At 63.4% G+C, this 13,997-nt stretch carries 17 protein-coding genes; 12 read left to right on the forward strand and 5 right to left on the reverse strand.

The genetic code is table 11. The features are described 5' to 3' along the window. Positions 1-470 precede the first annotated feature (470 nt). The 6 genes from LOY51_RS15475 (at position 471) to LOY51_RS15500 (ending at position 4,158) form a co-directional block, all read left to right on the forward strand. Positions 471-752 carry a hypothetical protein gene (locus LOY51_RS15475; RefSeq protein ID WP_125858861.1) on the forward strand — a complete coding sequence of 94 codons (282 nt, stop codon included), beginning with the start codon at positions 471-473 and terminating at the stop codon, positions 750-752. A gap of 111 nt (positions 753-863) precedes the next feature. Beyond that, complete coding sequence (locus LOY51_RS15480; protein WP_190305984.1) at positions 864-1,007, forward strand: hypothetical protein; 144 nt, start codon at positions 864-866, stop codon at positions 1,005-1,007. Between the two features lie 94 nt (positions 1,008-1,101). Continuing rightward, a complete protein-coding gene (locus LOY51_RS15485; RefSeq protein WP_374046853.1) occupies positions 1,102-1,233 on the forward strand; it encodes a hypothetical protein in 132 nt (43 codons plus the stop codon). Continuing rightward, positions 1,230-2,003, forward strand: coding sequence for an endonuclease/exonuclease/phosphatase family protein (locus LOY51_RS15490; RefSeq protein ID WP_258641919.1), 774 nt, complete (start codon positions 1,230-1,232; stop codon positions 2,001-2,003). The genes LOY51_RS15485 and LOY51_RS15490 overlap by 4 nt, the downstream gene beginning before the upstream one ends. After that, complete coding sequence (clsB, locus tag LOY51_RS15495; protein WP_258641921.1) at positions 2,000-3,199, forward strand: cardiolipin synthase ClsB; 1,200 nt, start codon at positions 2,000-2,002, stop codon at positions 3,197-3,199. The genes LOY51_RS15490 and clsB overlap by 4 nt, the downstream gene beginning before the upstream one ends. Then, complete coding sequence (locus LOY51_RS15500) at positions 3,199-4,158, forward strand: lysylphosphatidylglycerol synthase domain-containing protein (RefSeq protein ID WP_258641924.1); 960 nt, start codon at positions 3,199-3,201, stop codon at positions 4,156-4,158. The genes clsB and LOY51_RS15500 overlap by 1 nt, the downstream gene beginning before the upstream one ends. Positions 4,159-4,181: 23 nt before the next feature. Here the strand turns inward: LOY51_RS15500 and LOY51_RS15505 are convergent, their stop codons facing one another. After that, positions 4,182-4,385 carry a hypothetical protein gene (locus tag LOY51_RS15505; RefSeq protein ID WP_258641927.1) on the reverse strand — a complete coding sequence of 68 codons (204 nt, stop codon included), beginning with the start codon at positions 4,383-4,385 and terminating at the stop codon, positions 4,182-4,184. 613 nt (positions 4,386-4,998) lie between these two features. Between LOY51_RS15505 and LOY51_RS15510 the strand changes: the two genes are divergently transcribed. Next, positions 4,999-6,126 carry an IS481 family transposase gene (locus tag LOY51_RS15510; RefSeq protein ID WP_258641705.1) on the forward strand — a complete coding sequence of 376 codons (1,128 nt, stop codon included), beginning with the start codon at positions 4,999-5,001 and terminating at the stop codon, positions 6,124-6,126. Positions 6,127-6,566: 440 nt separating this feature from the next. Here the strand turns inward: LOY51_RS15510 and LOY51_RS15515 are convergent, their stop codons facing one another. Both LOY51_RS15515 and LOY51_RS15520 read right to left on the reverse strand, forming a co-directional pair. Further along, a complete protein-coding gene (locus LOY51_RS15515) occupies positions 6,567-6,797 on the reverse strand; it encodes a metallothionein (RefSeq protein ID WP_125858865.1) in 231 nt (76 codons plus the stop codon). After that, the gene (locus tag LOY51_RS15520; RefSeq protein WP_258641929.1) at positions 6,797-7,168 is read right to left on the reverse strand and encodes a phosphotransferase system, HPr-related protein; all 372 of its coding nucleotides are present in this window, start codon (positions 7,166-7,168) and stop codon (positions 6,797-6,799) included. Before LOY51_RS15520 ends, LOY51_RS15515 begins: the two co-directional genes overlap by 1 nt. Positions 7,169-7,323: 155 nt before the next feature. Between LOY51_RS15520 and ligD the strand changes: the two genes are divergently transcribed. From ligD to LOY51_RS15545, 5 genes are read left to right on the forward strand one after another with little or no spacing between them, the layout of a single operon-like run. Continuing rightward, positions 7,324-9,792 (forward strand): DNA ligase D, encoded by a 2,469-nt coding sequence (ligD, locus tag LOY51_RS15525; RefSeq protein WP_258641930.1) that lies wholly within the window; start codon positions 7,324-7,326, stop codon positions 9,790-9,792. A 58-nt stretch (positions 9,793-9,850) separates the two neighbouring features. Then, entirely contained in the window at positions 9,851-10,891 is a 1,041-nt protein-coding gene (locus LOY51_RS15530) for an acyl-CoA dehydrogenase family protein (protein WP_258641932.1), read from the forward strand. Continuing rightward, positions 10,888-11,658, forward strand: a complete 771-nt coding sequence (locus LOY51_RS15535; protein WP_258646657.1) for a PIG-L deacetylase family protein — start codon at positions 10,888-10,890, stop codon at positions 11,656-11,658. Before LOY51_RS15530 ends, LOY51_RS15535 begins: the two co-directional genes overlap by 4 nt. Then, positions 11,655-12,254, forward strand: coding sequence for a class I SAM-dependent methyltransferase (locus LOY51_RS15540; protein ID WP_125858869.1), 600 nt, complete (start codon positions 11,655-11,657; stop codon positions 12,252-12,254). Before LOY51_RS15535 ends, LOY51_RS15540 begins: the two co-directional genes overlap by 4 nt. Continuing rightward, the gene (locus tag LOY51_RS15545; RefSeq protein WP_125858870.1) at positions 12,251-12,913 is read left to right on the forward strand and encodes a glycosyltransferase family 2 protein; all 663 of its coding nucleotides are present in this window, start codon (positions 12,251-12,253) and stop codon (positions 12,911-12,913) included. The genes LOY51_RS15540 and LOY51_RS15545 overlap by 4 nt, the downstream gene beginning before the upstream one ends. Positions 12,914-12,928: 15 nt before the next feature. On the opposite strand, the gene ku is transcribed toward LOY51_RS15545, so the two are convergent. Both ku and LOY51_RS15555 read right to left on the reverse strand, forming a co-directional pair. Continuing rightward, a complete protein-coding gene (ku, locus tag LOY51_RS15550) occupies positions 12,929-13,765 on the reverse strand; it encodes a non-homologous end joining protein Ku (protein ID WP_125858871.1) in 837 nt (278 codons plus the stop codon). Between the two features lie 9 nt (positions 13,766-13,774). Further along, the gene (locus LOY51_RS15555) at positions 13,775-13,912 is read right to left on the reverse strand and encodes a PSPA7_2676 family Cys-rich small protein (protein WP_190305985.1); all 138 of its coding nucleotides are present in this window, start codon (positions 13,910-13,912) and stop codon (positions 13,775-13,777) included. Positions 13,913-13,997: the final 85 nt, after the last annotated feature.

The raw sequence follows: 13,997 nt of genomic DNA on the forward strand, positions 1-13,997 counted from the left end.
GTCCAGGGTGCACCACCACGACAGCTGTCAGGAATCGCCATTCTCGATCGCGCATCCTGCTGGGGGTATCGAAGGGTATTTCTGGGGGTACATTTCTGCTTCTGCAAACCACAAATACTGCCCCAGAGCCCTGTCCAAATGTTTTTCGGCAGCGACGAGAACATGTAAAGACAACATGGGCGTATTCGAGTAGAGCAGGTTGACGCCACTCAATGGCGATCCATCACGTGCAAGCCTGCTCGAACGAACCATGTCACCTCGGCGCTCCCGCATGCGGTGGAAGCCCGCAACGCCGGCGAAGTTCCGCTTTTCTCGCACCCATGCCCTGCTGTTGTTCACCCGCTAAATGTTTGTCCTGCGGCCCTTCAGGCACCTGGTCCGAAAAGCCGCGAATATTTGCAGTGCGATGAGTGCCTGCCCAGTCACAACTGCACACAGACCTTCCTGTGTTCGACCAGAGGTAAGCCATCATGGCTAACAATCAAGACAAGGGCGGCGATCAAACCCGTAGCACCGACACCAACGCAGGTCAGCAAGGGGGACAGGGCTCGGCTGGCGACATGACCGACCGGCAGAAAGGCGGCCAGCGGCCTGAAGACAAGACCAACAAGGATTGGACGCAGTCCCAGGATACCGGGCGACAAGGCGGGCAATCGGTTGAGCAGCCTGACGAAAGGGAAAACCTTTCCGACACTGGAAAAGCCGGTGGCCAGCAGCGCGACCAAGGCCCGGGCATAGACAAGGAGCGCTGATTCCGAAGCGGTCCAACCAGGGCGACAAACGTTCGCCCTGGGGATCGCATTGAACAGCCCCTGTACCGGTGGATTGGAAGGCAGCTAAAGCCCTTTACGAGGTGTCAGAACATGATCGACCCCAATCATCCAGATCCTTATGTCGATGAGGTGCCGCTCGATCCCGGCGAACAACTAACCACGCCTGCCCCAGAACAAGAGGCACCCGACTGGCCGGAGGGCCAGGTGCCACCAGAGGAACAATCCGACGGATGACAAAACCCACCCCAGCGCCACTCGTCAATCCTGCTGAACCCTCTCGCTCCCCTGCCAGTCGCTACTGATGAGTACTTGAACACAGGGGGCTATGGTGAGCGAGATCCGTATTGGTATTGCCGGTTGGCGCTGTGGCTCTTGGCGCAAGGACTTCGACCCCGAGGGGCTACGCCAGGACGACGAGTTGGTGACCGAGCCAGGGGTCGAGCCGCAGGTGCCGCTATGAACGGAACCCTGCCCGCCCCCCGCTGCATCATCGACAAGGAGACCGCCGTACATCACCTGACGGTACTGACCCTCAATGTGCACAAGGGCTTCACCCTGTTCAACCGCCGTTTCATCCTGCCGGAGCTGCGCGAGGCGGTCCGCACTACTGGGGCCGATCTGGTCTTCCTGCAAGAGGTGCACGGCAGCCACCAACAGCATGCCGAGCGCCATCCGACCTGGCCGACTGCACCTCAGTACGAGTTCCTCGCCGACAGCATGTGGCCGCAGTTCGCCTACGGTCGCAATGCGGTCTACCCCCATGGCGACCATGGCAACGCGTTGCTGTCCAAGTTTCCGATCCGCGCCCACGACAACCTCGACGTCACGATCCGTGGCAACGAGGAGCGTGGCCTGCTGCACTGCCGGCTCGAAGTACCCGGCCATGAGCAGGTGCACGCAATCTGCGTGCACCTAGGCCTGCGTGAAGGCCATCGCCAGCAGCAGGTCGATCTGCTGCTGGCGTTGCTTGACAGCCTGCCGCCGGACGAGCCGGTCATCGTCGCCGGCGATTTCAACGACTGGCGTCTGAAAGCGGATGCGCGGCTTTCGGGCCACCTGCTCGAGGCCTTCGGCAAGCCGGCACGCAGCTTTCCCGCCCGCCTGCCGCTGCTGCGCCTGGACCGCATCTACCTGCGTAATGCACACGCTTGCCAGGCACGCGTGTTGTCCAGATACCCCTGGTCACACCTCTCCGACCATGCCCCACTCGTGGCGCAGGTGACGCTATGAAGCAGCCCTGGTGCGACGGCAACCACATCGAGTTGCTGATAAACGGCGAGCAGTACTACCCGCGCGTGTTCGAGGCCATGGCCCAGGCATGCGAGGAGATCCTTCTGGAAACCTTCATCATCTACGACGACAAGGTCGGCCAACCCTTGCGCCAAGCCCTGATCGACGCCGCGCGGCGCGGGGTACGGGTCGAGGTGGTGGCGGACGGCTACGGCACCGCCGACCTGCCCGAGAATTTCATCTCCTCGATGACCGAGGCCGGGGTGCGTTTCCATTCATTCGATCCACAACCACGGCTGGCCGGCATGCGCACCAACCTGTTCCGCCGTTTGCACCGCAAGATCCTGGTGATCGACGGAAAACGCGCCTTCATCGGCGGCATCAACTACAGCGCCGACCACCTTGGCGACTTCGGCCCGCAGGCCAAGCAGGACTATGCCGTGGAGGTCGTCGGCCCGGTGGTGGCCCAAGTGCACGCCTCCACCTGCCGGATGCTCGCGCCGGTGCTGGAAAACGCCAACCAGGTCGAACCGAGCAGCGCCGCCGGCTCGGCCAGTGCGCTGCTGGTGGAGCGCGACAACCTTCGCCATCGTAACGATATCGAGGTCTGTTACCTGCAAGCGTTTCGCGAGGCCAGGCAACGCATCGTCGTCGCCAACGCCTATTTCTTCCCCGGCTACCGCCTGCTGCGCGAACTGCGCAACGCCGCCCGGCGCGGGGTCGAGGTGACGCTGATCCTCCAGGGGCAACCGGACATGCGCTGGGTGCGCACGCTCTCGCGGCTGCTCTACAACTACCTGTTGCGCGACGACGTGCGCATCCACGAGTACTGCCAGCGCCCGCTGCACGGTAAGGTGGCGTTGGTGGACAACCATTGGTCCACCGTAGGCTCAAGCAACCTCGATCCCCTGAGCCTGTCGTTCAATCTCGAGGCCAACCTGCTGATTCGCGACCGTACGTTCAACGATGTGCTCTATCGGCACTTGAGCGAACTGACCCGCGAGCACTGCAAGGTCGTGACGCTGGAGCGCATGGTACGTGGCTACTGGTGGCGCGCACCCTTGATCTTCCTGGGTTTCCACATCACCCGCTACTTCCCGCGTATCGCCGGCTGGTTCCCGGCGCACCGGCAGCGCCTGCAGTCGCTGCAAGCTGACAGCGAGGCCTCGGCCGACTACCACGGGGGCAAGACCTGATGGCCACGCCACGCTGGAAGACCTGGGGCAAACGCCTGCTGACCGTGCTGTTTCTGGTGTTGATCCCGATACTGCTGTTCACCCTGGCACGTAACCTGGACTGGAACGAAGTCCGCCACTCGCTGCTGGCCTACCGCCTCTCGACCCTGGCCATGGGGTTGCTGCTGGCACTGTGCAGCTACCTGGTATTCGCCAGCTACGACCTGCTCGCCCGCGCCTACACAGGCCATCAACTACCAGCGCGCCAGGTGTTACCGGTGGCGTTCGTGTGCTACGCATTCAACCTCAACTTCACTACTTGGGTCGGCGGCGTGGCCCTGCGTTATCGCCTGTACAGCAGGCTGGGTCTGGATACCCCGACCATCACCCGCATCCTGACCCTGGGTCTGTTGACCAACTGGATGGGCTATCTGCTGCTGGCCGGCACGGTGTTCGCCCTCGGTATGGTCAAGCTGCCGGAAAGCTGGGCGGTGGGCGCCGGCGGCCTGCGCCTGATCGGCGTGCTGATGGTAGCGATCGCATTGGCCTACCTGTTCGCCTGCGCCTTCGCCAGGCGGCGCACATGGGACATGCGCGGGCACGAAGTCACCCTGCCGAGCCTGCGTCTGGCGTTGTGCCAGGTGGCCCTGGGCGCAAGCAACTGGGCGCTGATGGCGGCCTTGATCCACCTGCTGCTGCCGCCGGAGCTGTTCTATCCCTCGGTGCTGGGTGTGTTGCTGATCAGTTGCGTGGCGGGCGTGGTCGCCCATATTCCCGCAGGGCTCGGCGTGCTCGAGGCCGTGTTCCTCGCACTGCTCCACGGCCAACTCGGCCAGGGCACGCTGGTTGCCGCGCTGCTGGGCTATCGAACGTTGTACTACCTGATCCCACTGTTGTTGGCGGTGGTGACGTACCTGGTCCTCGAGAAGCGCGCCAAGGCCTTGCGCCGACAGGCCGGGCCGGCCCTAGACAAGCGCTGATGGGCCCAAGGATGCGCGGATCATCACCTACTACTACAACACCCCAAGCCTGAGCCAGGCGCGTAGCGATTGCGAGCGTCCACACGAGGCAAGCCCAGCGCTGTGCCCTTGCCCTTGCCCTTGCCGTTGCCCTTGCCGTTGCCCTTGCCGTTGCCGTTGCCGTTGCCGTTGCCGTTGCCGTTGCCGTTGCCGTTGCCGTTGCCGTTGCCGTTGCCGTTGCCGATCAAGAGTTTAGCGCCATAGCCGCTAGCGACAGCTAAAGCCAGCCCAGGCGCCGCCCCTAACTTCGCGACTTCAGGAGGCTGAGCGTAGGCGTCTGGAGGGCCCTGGTGCGCAGCACCCTTCGGCGTTAGCCGAAGGCGCGAGATGTAGACTTGCGCAGCAAGTCGGAGGCCGCGCGGGCCCGGAGGACGCCGGAGCGAAGGGACCCGGAGCGCAGCGGAGGGCCGTATGAATGGAGCGAGCGGTTTTTGGTTACTTTTTTCCAAGAAAAAAAGTAACCCGCCGTAAGGGCGGAAAGGTGACTCTGCGTCTTCATCGCAAATGAATGCACTTAAATCTATTAAAACCGACGCCGACCGACTTTGACTTTGACTTTGACTTTGACTTTGACTTTGACTTTGACTTTGACTTTGACTTTGACTTTGACTTTGACTTTGACTTTGAGAGAGTGTGTTTTGAAAACTATATGCGCATTCATTTACGATGAAGACACAGAGTCACCTTTCCGCCCTTACGGCGGGTTACTTTGGTCTTGGTGTATGGACCGGACACATGGTGGACACGTGTGCGGAGACATGGTGGACACTTTTCGGCAAGCAATCTGCCGGGAATACGACCATGCCTTGGAACGCGAGAGATGCCATGAGCTTGAGAGAAGAGTTCGTTAACCTGGCCAATCACCCGGACGCCAACATGAGGGAGCTGTGCCGCCGGTTCGGCATTAGCCCTCAGACGGGTTACAAATGGCTCAACCGATTTCGACAGGACGGCCTGCCTGGCTTGCAGGAGCGCTCTCGAAAGCCGGCCGTCAGCCCTCGCAAGACTCAGCCTGGGCTAGAAGAGGAAGTGATTGCCATCCGTAAGGAGCACTCCACGTGGGGTGGCCGAAAGATCAGTCATCTGCTTGATCAGCGAATCTGTGCCAGCACCGTAACCAATGTCCTGCATCGGCATGGATTGATCACCGCAGAGGCCTCTGAGGCTGCTAAACCATGGACACGCTTTGAGCGCGAAGCCCCAAATGATCTGTGGCAGATCGATTTTAAAGGCTTCTTCCAAACGGCCCAGGGACCTTGTTATCCGCTGACGCTGATTGATGACCACTCTCGCTTCAACCTTGTGATACAGGCCTGCGCACATCAGCGCACAGGGTTGGTCATGGAGCACCTGACCGATCTATTCAGCCGGTATGGACTGCCTGCGCAGATCAACGCGGATAATGGCTCGCCCTGGGGAGCACCAAGAAATCCTGGAGAACTCACACCGCTAGGTATCTGGCTGGTTCGCCTGGGAATTCGACTGACTTTCAGCAGGCCAGGCCACCCACAAACCAATGGCAAGGATGAGCGATTCCATCGGACGCTCAAGGCCGAGGTACTGACAGGGCGCAGCTTTCGGGATCTGCGAGAAGCGCAGGAAGCTTTCGACCTCTGGCGGGGCATCTACAACTACAAGCGTCCTCATCAGCAACTGGACTACAAAGTGCCGGCAGATCGCTACCAGATGAGCAGGCGGGCTTTCCCAAGCCGTCTACCGACCATTGAATACGGTCCCGACGATATTCTGGTGAAGCCCTACAGCAGTCAGTTCCGCTTCAAGAAGCGCTCATTTCGGATAGCGAAGGCGCTAGCGGGCTATGTGTTAGCGCTCCGCCGTAGCGATCAAGGAGCTGACCATTTTGATGTTTACTTCTGCCAACACAAGCTGCGAACCATCGACTTCAACAACCCCGACGGTAAGCGATAATGTGTCCACCATGTCCCCGCACAGGTGTCAACGATGTCTCAAGTCCATACATCTTGGCCAAAGTAACCAAAGCCGCCCGCTCCCATCATACGGCCCCTGCGCTACGCTCCGGGGTCCCCTCGCTCCGGTGCCTTCCGGGCCCGCGCGGCCTACGACTTGCTGCGCAAGTCTACATCTCGCGCCTTCGGCTTACGCCGAAGGGTGCTGCGCACCAGGGCCCTACAGTCACCTCCACTCGGCCTCCTGAAGTCGCAATTTGTGTTGCCTGGACTATTGCGCGCTTAGAAGCAAGATCAAAAGCAGATCAAGATCAAGATCAAGATCAAGATCAAGATCAAGATCAAGATCAGCAGAGTTGCTATTGAACCGTGGGCACAGCGATATATTGATTGGCCCTTCGCCGAAGATACCAGCGAAAGGGCCATGGAGAGAAAGGGAACTTACGGTGAAATAGGATCACTCGCCGGGAATGTTTCATCCAGCGCATTATCAACAGAACTTTCCTTCGGCTGGGTCAGCTCACCACATTTACAGTCGGCCATACGACAAGGCTCGCCATCACGATGGCCCCTCGCGCAGGCCTCGCAGCAATAGGCCTTGCCATCCTGGACCACGGCATTGGCATCCACAGTGCAGGAACAGTGGTTGCAAGAACAGCGTTGCTCGTTCATCAGGGTTCTCTCCTGTCGTCATCGGGCACCACGTCATCACTCCACGGCTCGCCGTCCAGCGGCGCGGAGCGGGCCAATTCGACCTCGTCCAGGCCGATGCCGCCACCGATCTCGTGGGCCTCCACCTGGCGCAGGGTCATATCTGCCGGGCCGCCTGCCGTCCCGGGCTCATCCGCGTCCCAGGCATCGGTTTCATCAAACAGCGTCTCGGGGCCCAGGTCATCAAGACGGACATTGTCCTCGAGCAGGCTCCCGCTCAGGGTCTCGCCTCCGGTCATGCGTTCGCTGAAATCCAGCTCGTGGACACTACCCATGCGGTCCTCGGTGTCGTCGATCTCAATCTGCGGTCTTGGGTCATCGGGTCTAGACATGAACGTTCTCCGTCAGTGGGTTTCACACGGTCGACTGCCCCCACGAAGAAATGATTCAGAGTTTCTTCCAAGCCACCGCCCCGCGCTTTTTTTGAACTCCGCACCGCGCCGCCATCTCCCAATCTTGAGACCCGCGAACCGTCCCGGAGCACGTCATGGCCAAGCCCCTGCAGGAGTACCAGCGCAAGCGCGACTTCGACGCCACACCCGAGCCAGCGGGCCAACGCGCCCGCCCCCGCCCGGCCCATGCGCTGCAGTACTGCATCCAGAAGCACGACGCCAGCCACCTGCACTACGACTTCCGCCTGGAGCTCGACGGCACCCTCAAGAGCTGGGCGATCCCCAAGGGGCCCTCCCTCGACCCCAAGGTCCGCCGCCTGGCGGTGCACGTGGAAGATCACCCGTTGGACTACGCCGATTTCGAAGGACGCATCCCCGAAGGGCACTACGGCGCGGGCGACGTGATTGTCTGGGACCGAGGTGTCTGGCAACCCGAAGGCGACCCGCGCGAAGCCTATGCCAAGGGCAAGCTGCGCTTTCGCCTGCAGGGCGAGAAGCTGTCGGGGGTGTGGAATCTGTTTCGCACCCACCTGGCCGGCAAGAAAGAGCAGTGGATGCTGGTCAAGTCCCATGACGGGCAGGCGCGCAGCGAAACCGACTACAGCATCGTCGAAGCCTTGCCAGACAGCGTGCTGAGCGAGCGCACCCTGCCGCCGCGGCGCCCCGCCAAGGCGAGCACCTCTACACGCAAGCCCAAGGCCGGCCGCAAAGCCCTGCCGAAAGTGCTGCAGCCGCAACTGGCTACCTTGGTCGACTCCCCACCCAGCGGCGACTGGCACTATGAAGTCAAGTTCGATGGCTACCGGATTCTGGCGCGCATCGACGGTGACGACGTACGCCTGTTCACCCGCAATGGCCACGACTGGAGCACCAAGATGCCCCGTCAGATCGAGGCACTCCGCGCCCTGGGGCTCGACGCAGCATGGCTGGACGGCGAGATGGTGGTGGCCGGCGACAACGGTGTGGCCGACTTCCAGGCCCTGCAGAACGCATTCGACACCGAGCACGACGAACGCATCACCTATTACCTGTTCGACTTGCCCTGGCTGGGAAGCGAAGACCTGCGCGACTTACCGCTACAGGCGCGACGCGCCACCCTGGCCAAGCTGCTGGAAGGCAATGCTTCGCCGCTGCTGAGGTATTCCGCCGATTTCAAGGAATCTGTCGACTCGCTGCTCGACAGCGCTTGCCGGCTGGAACTCGAGGGGCTGATTGGCAAGCGTGCCGACAGCCCTTATGGGTGTCGGCGCAGCAGTGACTGGATCAAACTCAAGTGCAAGCAGCGCCAGGAGTTCGTGATCGTCGGCTACACCGACCCCAAGGGCAGCCGCCACGGCTTCGGCGCCCTGCTGCTGGCCCTGCACGATCACGACAGCGGCCAGTTGCGCTACGCCGGCAAGGTCGGCACCGGCTTCAGCGCCGCCACCCTGGACAGCATCCTCGCCCGGCTGAAACCGCTGCAGACCGCCAAACCACCCCTGCCCAACCCTCCCACTGGCGCCGAAACCCGCGCCGTGCATTGGCTCAAGCCACAGCTGCTGGCCGAAGTCGCCTATGCCCAGATGACCCGCGAAGGCATCGTGCGTCACGCGGTGTTCCACGGCCTGCGCGACGACAAACCCGCCACCGCCATCGACCTGGAGCAGGCCATGCCCGCCAAGCGCGCAGCACAAACTAAACCCGAGGCTCTGGGTACCCTGCGCCTGACCCACTCCGACCGCGTGGTCGACGCAACCACCGGCGCCACCAAGCGCCAGGTCGCACAGTACTACGCCCAGGTCGCCGACTGGCTGCTGCCACAGCTGAAGGATCGGCCTGTAGCCCTGGTTCGGGCACCGGATGGCCTGGCCGGCGAGCTGTTCTTCCAGAAAAACCCCGGCCAGCTGCATATCCCCCACGTGCTCAGCTACAGCAAGGCCCAGGCCGGCCAGACGGCCATGGTGCTCAACCGCGCCGACAGCCTGTTGGGCGCGGTGCAGATGAACACGCTGGAACTGCACACCTGGAATGCCACCACCAAGGACTTCGACAAGCCCGACCGCTTCGTCCTCGACCTGGACCCTGATCCCGCGCTGCCCTGGAAAGCCATGCTGGAGGCCACCCAGCTGACCCTTACCCTGCTCGATGAGCTGGGCCTTAAGGTCTTTCTCAAGACCAGCGGCGGCAAGGGCATGCACCTCGTCGTGCCACTGACCCGGCGCGCGGGGTGGGACGAGGTGAAGGACTTCAGCCATGCCCTGGTCGAACACATGGCCGGGCTGTTCCCCGATCGCCTCAGCGCGGTGTCCGGCCCGAAGAACCGGATCGGACGGATATTCATCGACTACCTGCGCAACGGCAAGGGTGCCACCACCGTCGCCGCCTACTCGCTGCGGGCCCGCGAGGGCCTGCCGGTATCGGTGCCGATCTGGCGCGAAGAGCTGAGCCAGCTCAAGGGCGCCAACCAATGGCACATCGGCAACCTGCAGGCACGGCTTGCCGAGGTGGACGATCCGTGGGCCGAAATGGCCAGGACCCGTCAGTCGATTACCGTACGTATGCGCAAGCAACTGGGGATCGACTGATGGAACGATGGCCGAACCTGCGTGACGGGAAGAAGAACACCCAAGGAGCGCCGAGCCCATGAGCAACATCCAGGACTTCGACCTGAGCAACCTCGATCACCTGTTGTGCCGTTTCAGCGGGCGACCGCGGGCCATTGACCTCGATACCCTGCTGCTGGAGCTACTGCATGCGCTGCAAGCCGATCACCTCGACCTGCTCCCCCTGCCGGGCCAGGGGCGGACTCTCGACCGCTGGCGGGCTCTGGCACGGGTCGCCGGTTGCGATCTCAGCCTGGCCAAGCTTTATGAGGGCCATACCGACGCCTTGGCGATTCTCGCCGAGTGCGGTGCCGCTCATCATGCCGGCAAAGGGATCTGGGGCGTGTGGGCTGCGGAGCCACCGGATGCCCGCACCCACATCGTCGCCCAGGACGGCGAGCGGGTTCGCCTGCGAGGCCGCAAAGCCTGGTGTTCGGGGGCGTTGCAGATCGACCGCGCGCTCGTGACCGCCTGGGAAGGCGACCAGCCGCAATTGGTCGCCATCGAGCGGTCCCATCTCAGCCAGCGTATCCAGGTCGATCACTGGCAGGCCGTTGGCATGGCCAGCACCACCAGTGTCACCCTCGAGTTCGACAATTCGCCGGGGCTGGCCATCGGCACGCCCGGCCAATACCTGGCCCGCCCGGGATTCTGGCAGGGCGGCGCGGGCATCGCCGCCTGTTGGTATGGCGCAGCGCAAGCCCTGGCGCAATACCTGCGCGAACACTGTCGCAAGCCCCGGCCCGACCCACACGCCGATGCCCACCTGGGCGCGGTCGATGCTGCGTTGTTCGGGGCCCGCGCCGCCCTGCGCGAATGCGCCGCCTGGATCGACCAGCACCCTCGCGACGACGCCAGCTTGCAAGTGCGCCGCACCCGCGCCCAGGTCGAGCAAGCGGTCGAGCAGGTCATCCGGCATGTCGGCCGTGCGCTCGGCGCCACACCGTTCTGTCGCAGCAGCCATTTCGCCCGGCTCAGTGCCGACCTGCCGGTATACCTGCGCCAAAGCCACGCAGAGCGCGACCTGGCCGAGCTGGGCCAGCAACTGACCGGCTCGCCGGCAAGCGTATGGCAACTATGAGCCAGAACCTGATACAGGCCGCCACCGGCACGCCATGGAGCGCCTGGCAGCAGTCCACTCAGCTGGCCCGCGCAACCTGGCTGAAGCCCGACCGGCTATGCCCGCCCGGCAGAAGGCTGGTGCTGCTGGCGCCGCATCCGGACGACGAGATCCTCATGGCCGGCGGCCTGTTGGCCAGCTTCCAAGGCCGTGAACAGGACGTGCTGCTGATTTCTGCCAGCAATGGCGAGGGCAGCCATCCGCATTCCTCGCAGTGGACCGAGCGTCGCCTGCGTCATCAGCGTCCGCTGGAAAGCCGGCATGCCTTGCAGCTGCTGGGCCTGGACCTCAACCGCCTCGATTGGCGACGGCTCAACCTCAAAGATGGCGCCCTGCCCCATGATGAAGCCTTCCTGGTCACCCACCTGGCGCAATTGCTCCAGCCCGACGACCTGCTGCTGACCACCTGGCGCGGCGACGGGCACTGCGATCATGAGGCGGCAGGACGTGCCTGTGTCCGGGCGGCCCAAGCGCGCCGTGTGCAACTGGCCGAGGTACCGGTGTGGGCCTGGCATTGGGCCGCACCCGACGATCCGCGCCTGCCCTGGCCCCAAGCACACCGCCTGCAGCTCGACGAAGCGCGCCTGGCGCGCAAACGCGAGGCCTTGGCCGCCCATGCCAGCCAGTTGCAACCCGATGGCGATCATCCGCCGGTAGTGCCCGAGCAGCTGCAAGCCTGCCTGCTGCAACCCTTCGAACTGGTCTTCCTGTCAATGGAGTCGCCATGAGCCTCGACGCACAGTACTTCGCTGACTTGTATGCCGACAGCGATGACCCGTGGGCCTTTCGTACCCGCTGGTACGAACGCCGCAAGCGCGACCTGGCCTTGGCCTGCCTGCCGCGGCAATGCTATGAACGCGTATTCGAGCCGGCCTGCGCCAACGGCGAGCTGAGCGTCCTGCTGGCCGAGCGCTGTGCCGACCTGCTGTGCCAGGACCTCGACGCAACGGCCGTGGCCTTGGCCCGCCAGCGTCTTGCGGGCGTAGGCCACGCCCGCGTCGAACAGGGTCACCTGCCAGGCGACTGGCCGGGTGGTCAGTTCGACCTGATCGTGCTCAGCGAGATCGGCTACTACCTTGGCCCCACCGACTGGCTGCAGGTGATCGAACAATCGGTGGCCAGCCTGGCCCATGACGGCGGTCTGCTGGCCTGTCACTGGCGTCATCCCATCGCCGGCTGCCCGCAGGATGGCCGCGAGGTGCATGCCCTGCTGGCCAGGCACCTGCCGCTTTACCCGCTGCTGCGCCACGAGGAGGCTGACTTCCTGCTCGAATACTGGTCGTGTCAGCCCAGCGTCGTGAGCCTCGACGAGACCTGCCCATGATCGCCGTCATCATTCCTGCCCACAACGAAGCCCGTCGCCTTGGGCACTGCCTGGCCGCCGTCAAACGGGCGGTGGTGCAGGCCGAGGCGGCGGGCCTGGAGGTGGAGGTGCTGGTAGTGCTCGATCGCTGCGTCGACGCCAGTGCGCGCATCGCCCGTCACCATGGGGTGCATACCCTGGCGTTGGAGGCCGGCAACGTCGGCATCGCCCGGCGCCTGGGCGCGGCATGGATGATCGAGCGCGGCGCCCAGTGGCTGGCCTTCACCGATGCCGACAGCCGTGTGCCAGGGCACTGGCTGGTGTCACAGCTGCAATGGCATGCGGATGCGGTATGCGGCACGGTGCATATCGAGCGCTGGCAGCCCTGGCAGAATACCGCTTTGCGCCAGCTCTACCTCAGCCGTTACCAGGCCCGGGATGGGCACCGGCATATCCACGGCGCCAACCTGGGGGTATGCGCCAAGGCCTATGAACGCGTCGGCGGTTTCCAGCCCTTGCCGGCCCACGAGGATGTGCAGCTGGTGCTGGCCCTCGAGGCCAGCGGTGCGCAGATCGTCTGGACAGCGGCGCATAGCGTGGCCACCAGCAGCCGGCGGGACAGCCGCGCACGCCAGGGCTTCGGTGATTACCTGAGGGGACTGGAAGGCCAGCTACCGTAGCGATTGTGCAATTGGCTATGACGCTTTGCGCGGTCGCTTGGCCGCCGGTTTCTTCGCCTTGGTCTTGCCGCCGAGGCTGCGCTTGAGCAGCTCGGTGAGGTCGATGATGTCCGCCCCCTTCTCGGCCGTCGTGCCCTCGCCTTTGTCCACGGTCGCGATCTTGCCCTTGCTGGCCTTCTCCTCCACCAGGTCGAGGATGGTCTGGCGAAACGCATCATGGTATTCGTCAGGCGTCCAGGCTCCGCTCATGTCTTCCACCAGGCGCCGGGCCATGTCCAGCTCACGCTTGTCGACCTTGCTTTGGGTCACGCTGTTGTCCAGCTCCAGCGTCTGGAGCCCACGCACCTCCTCGGGCCAGCGCAGGGTGATCAACACCAGTGCATCTTCCAGCGGGCGCAGCAGCGCCAGGTGCTGGCGGGTGTGCAGCACCACGGTGGCCAGGGCCACCTTGCCGGTGCTGTGCAGGGTCTCGCGCAGCAAGGCATAGACCTTGCCGCCACGGCGGTCGGGGCTCAGGTAGTAAGGCGTGTCGAACTGCTGCAGCGGGATGTCGCTGGCGTCGACGAACGAAAAGATATCGATGGTCTGGGTCGCCTCGGGCCTGGCCTTGCGAATTTCCTCCTCGCTGATCACCACGTAGCGGCCCTTTTCGTACTCCACGCCCTTGACGATGTTGTCTTTGTCGATGTCCTTGCCGGTGATCTTGTTCACCCGCTTGTAGCCGACCGGCTCCATGCTGCGCTTGTCCAGCCAGTCGAAATCCACACGCTCGCTGCGCACGGCGGTGTTGAGCGAGACGGGGATGTGCACGAGGCCAAAGCTGATCGCGCCTTTCCAAATTGCCCGGGCCATGGTCGGCTCCTACGTATCGAAGGGTTGACCGGTCTGGCTGTAGCGCAACGCGCCACAGCGATCGCAACACTGGCAGTGAAGCCCGGCGACTTCACACGCCAGCAGGCTGCGCCACTGGCAGCCACGCAGCAGGCAGACAAGTTTCATCAGCCACCTCCCTGGCCCTGGGACGTCCAGGCCCTTATTGAAACTGACTGCACGGCGCCGCGAAGGTTTATCCGGATTACTCAGG

This window comes from Pseudomonas sichuanensis (genome assembly GCF_024749065.1).
GTDB classification, from domain to species: domain Bacteria; phylum Pseudomonadota; class Gammaproteobacteria; order Pseudomonadales; family Pseudomonadaceae; genus Aquipseudomonas; species Aquipseudomonas sichuanensis.

What these genes read in the sequence shown, in the direction of transcription:
- ku (WP_125858871.1), bottom strand. Translation starts at nt 13,765, where the DNA reads ATGGCCCGGGCAATTTGGAAAGGCGCGATCAGCTTTGGCCTCGTGCAC.
- LOY51_RS15515 (WP_125858865.1), bottom strand. Translation starts at nt 6,797, where the DNA reads ATGAACGAGCAACGCTGTTCTTGCAACCACTGTTCCTGCACTGTGGAT.
- LOY51_RS15500 (WP_258641924.1), top strand. Translation starts at nt 3,199, where the DNA reads ATGGCCACGCCACGCTGGAAGACCTGGGGCAAACGCCTGCTGACCGTG.
- LOY51_RS15545 (WP_125858870.1), top strand. Translation starts at nt 12,251, where the DNA reads ATGATCGCCGTCATCATTCCTGCCCACAACGAAGCCCGTCGCCTTGGG.
- LOY51_RS15480 (WP_190305984.1), top strand. Translation starts at nt 864, where the DNA reads ATGATCGACCCCAATCATCCAGATCCTTATGTCGATGAGGTGCCGCTC.
- ligD (WP_258641930.1), top strand. Translation starts at nt 7,324, where the DNA reads ATGGCCAAGCCCCTGCAGGAGTACCAGCGCAAGCGCGACTTCGACGCC.
- LOY51_RS15475 (WP_125858861.1), top strand. Translation starts at nt 471, where the DNA reads ATGGCTAACAATCAAGACAAGGGCGGCGATCAAACCCGTAGCACCGAC.
- LOY51_RS15555 (WP_190305985.1), bottom strand. Translation starts at nt 13,912, where the DNA reads ATGAAACTTGTCTGCCTGCTGCGTGGCTGCCAGTGGCGCAGCCTGCTG.
- LOY51_RS15490 (WP_258641919.1), top strand. Translation starts at nt 1,230, where the DNA reads ATGAACGGAACCCTGCCCGCCCCCCGCTGCATCATCGACAAGGAGACC.
- clsB (WP_258641921.1), top strand. Translation starts at nt 2,000, where the DNA reads ATGAAGCAGCCCTGGTGCGACGGCAACCACATCGAGTTGCTGATAAAC.
- LOY51_RS15520 (WP_258641929.1), bottom strand. Translation starts at nt 7,168, where the DNA reads ATGTCTAGACCCGATGACCCAAGACCGCAGATTGAGATCGACGACACC.
- LOY51_RS15530 (WP_258641932.1), top strand. Translation starts at nt 9,851, where the DNA reads ATGAGCAACATCCAGGACTTCGACCTGAGCAACCTCGATCACCTGTTG.
- LOY51_RS15510 (WP_258641705.1), top strand. Translation starts at nt 4,999, where the DNA reads ATGCCTTGGAACGCGAGAGATGCCATGAGCTTGAGAGAAGAGTTCGTT.
- LOY51_RS15535 (WP_258646657.1), top strand. Translation starts at nt 10,888, where the DNA reads ATGAGCCAGAACCTGATACAGGCCGCCACCGGCACGCCATGGAGCGCC.
- LOY51_RS15540 (WP_125858869.1), top strand. Translation starts at nt 11,655, where the DNA reads ATGAGCCTCGACGCACAGTACTTCGCTGACTTGTATGCCGACAGCGAT.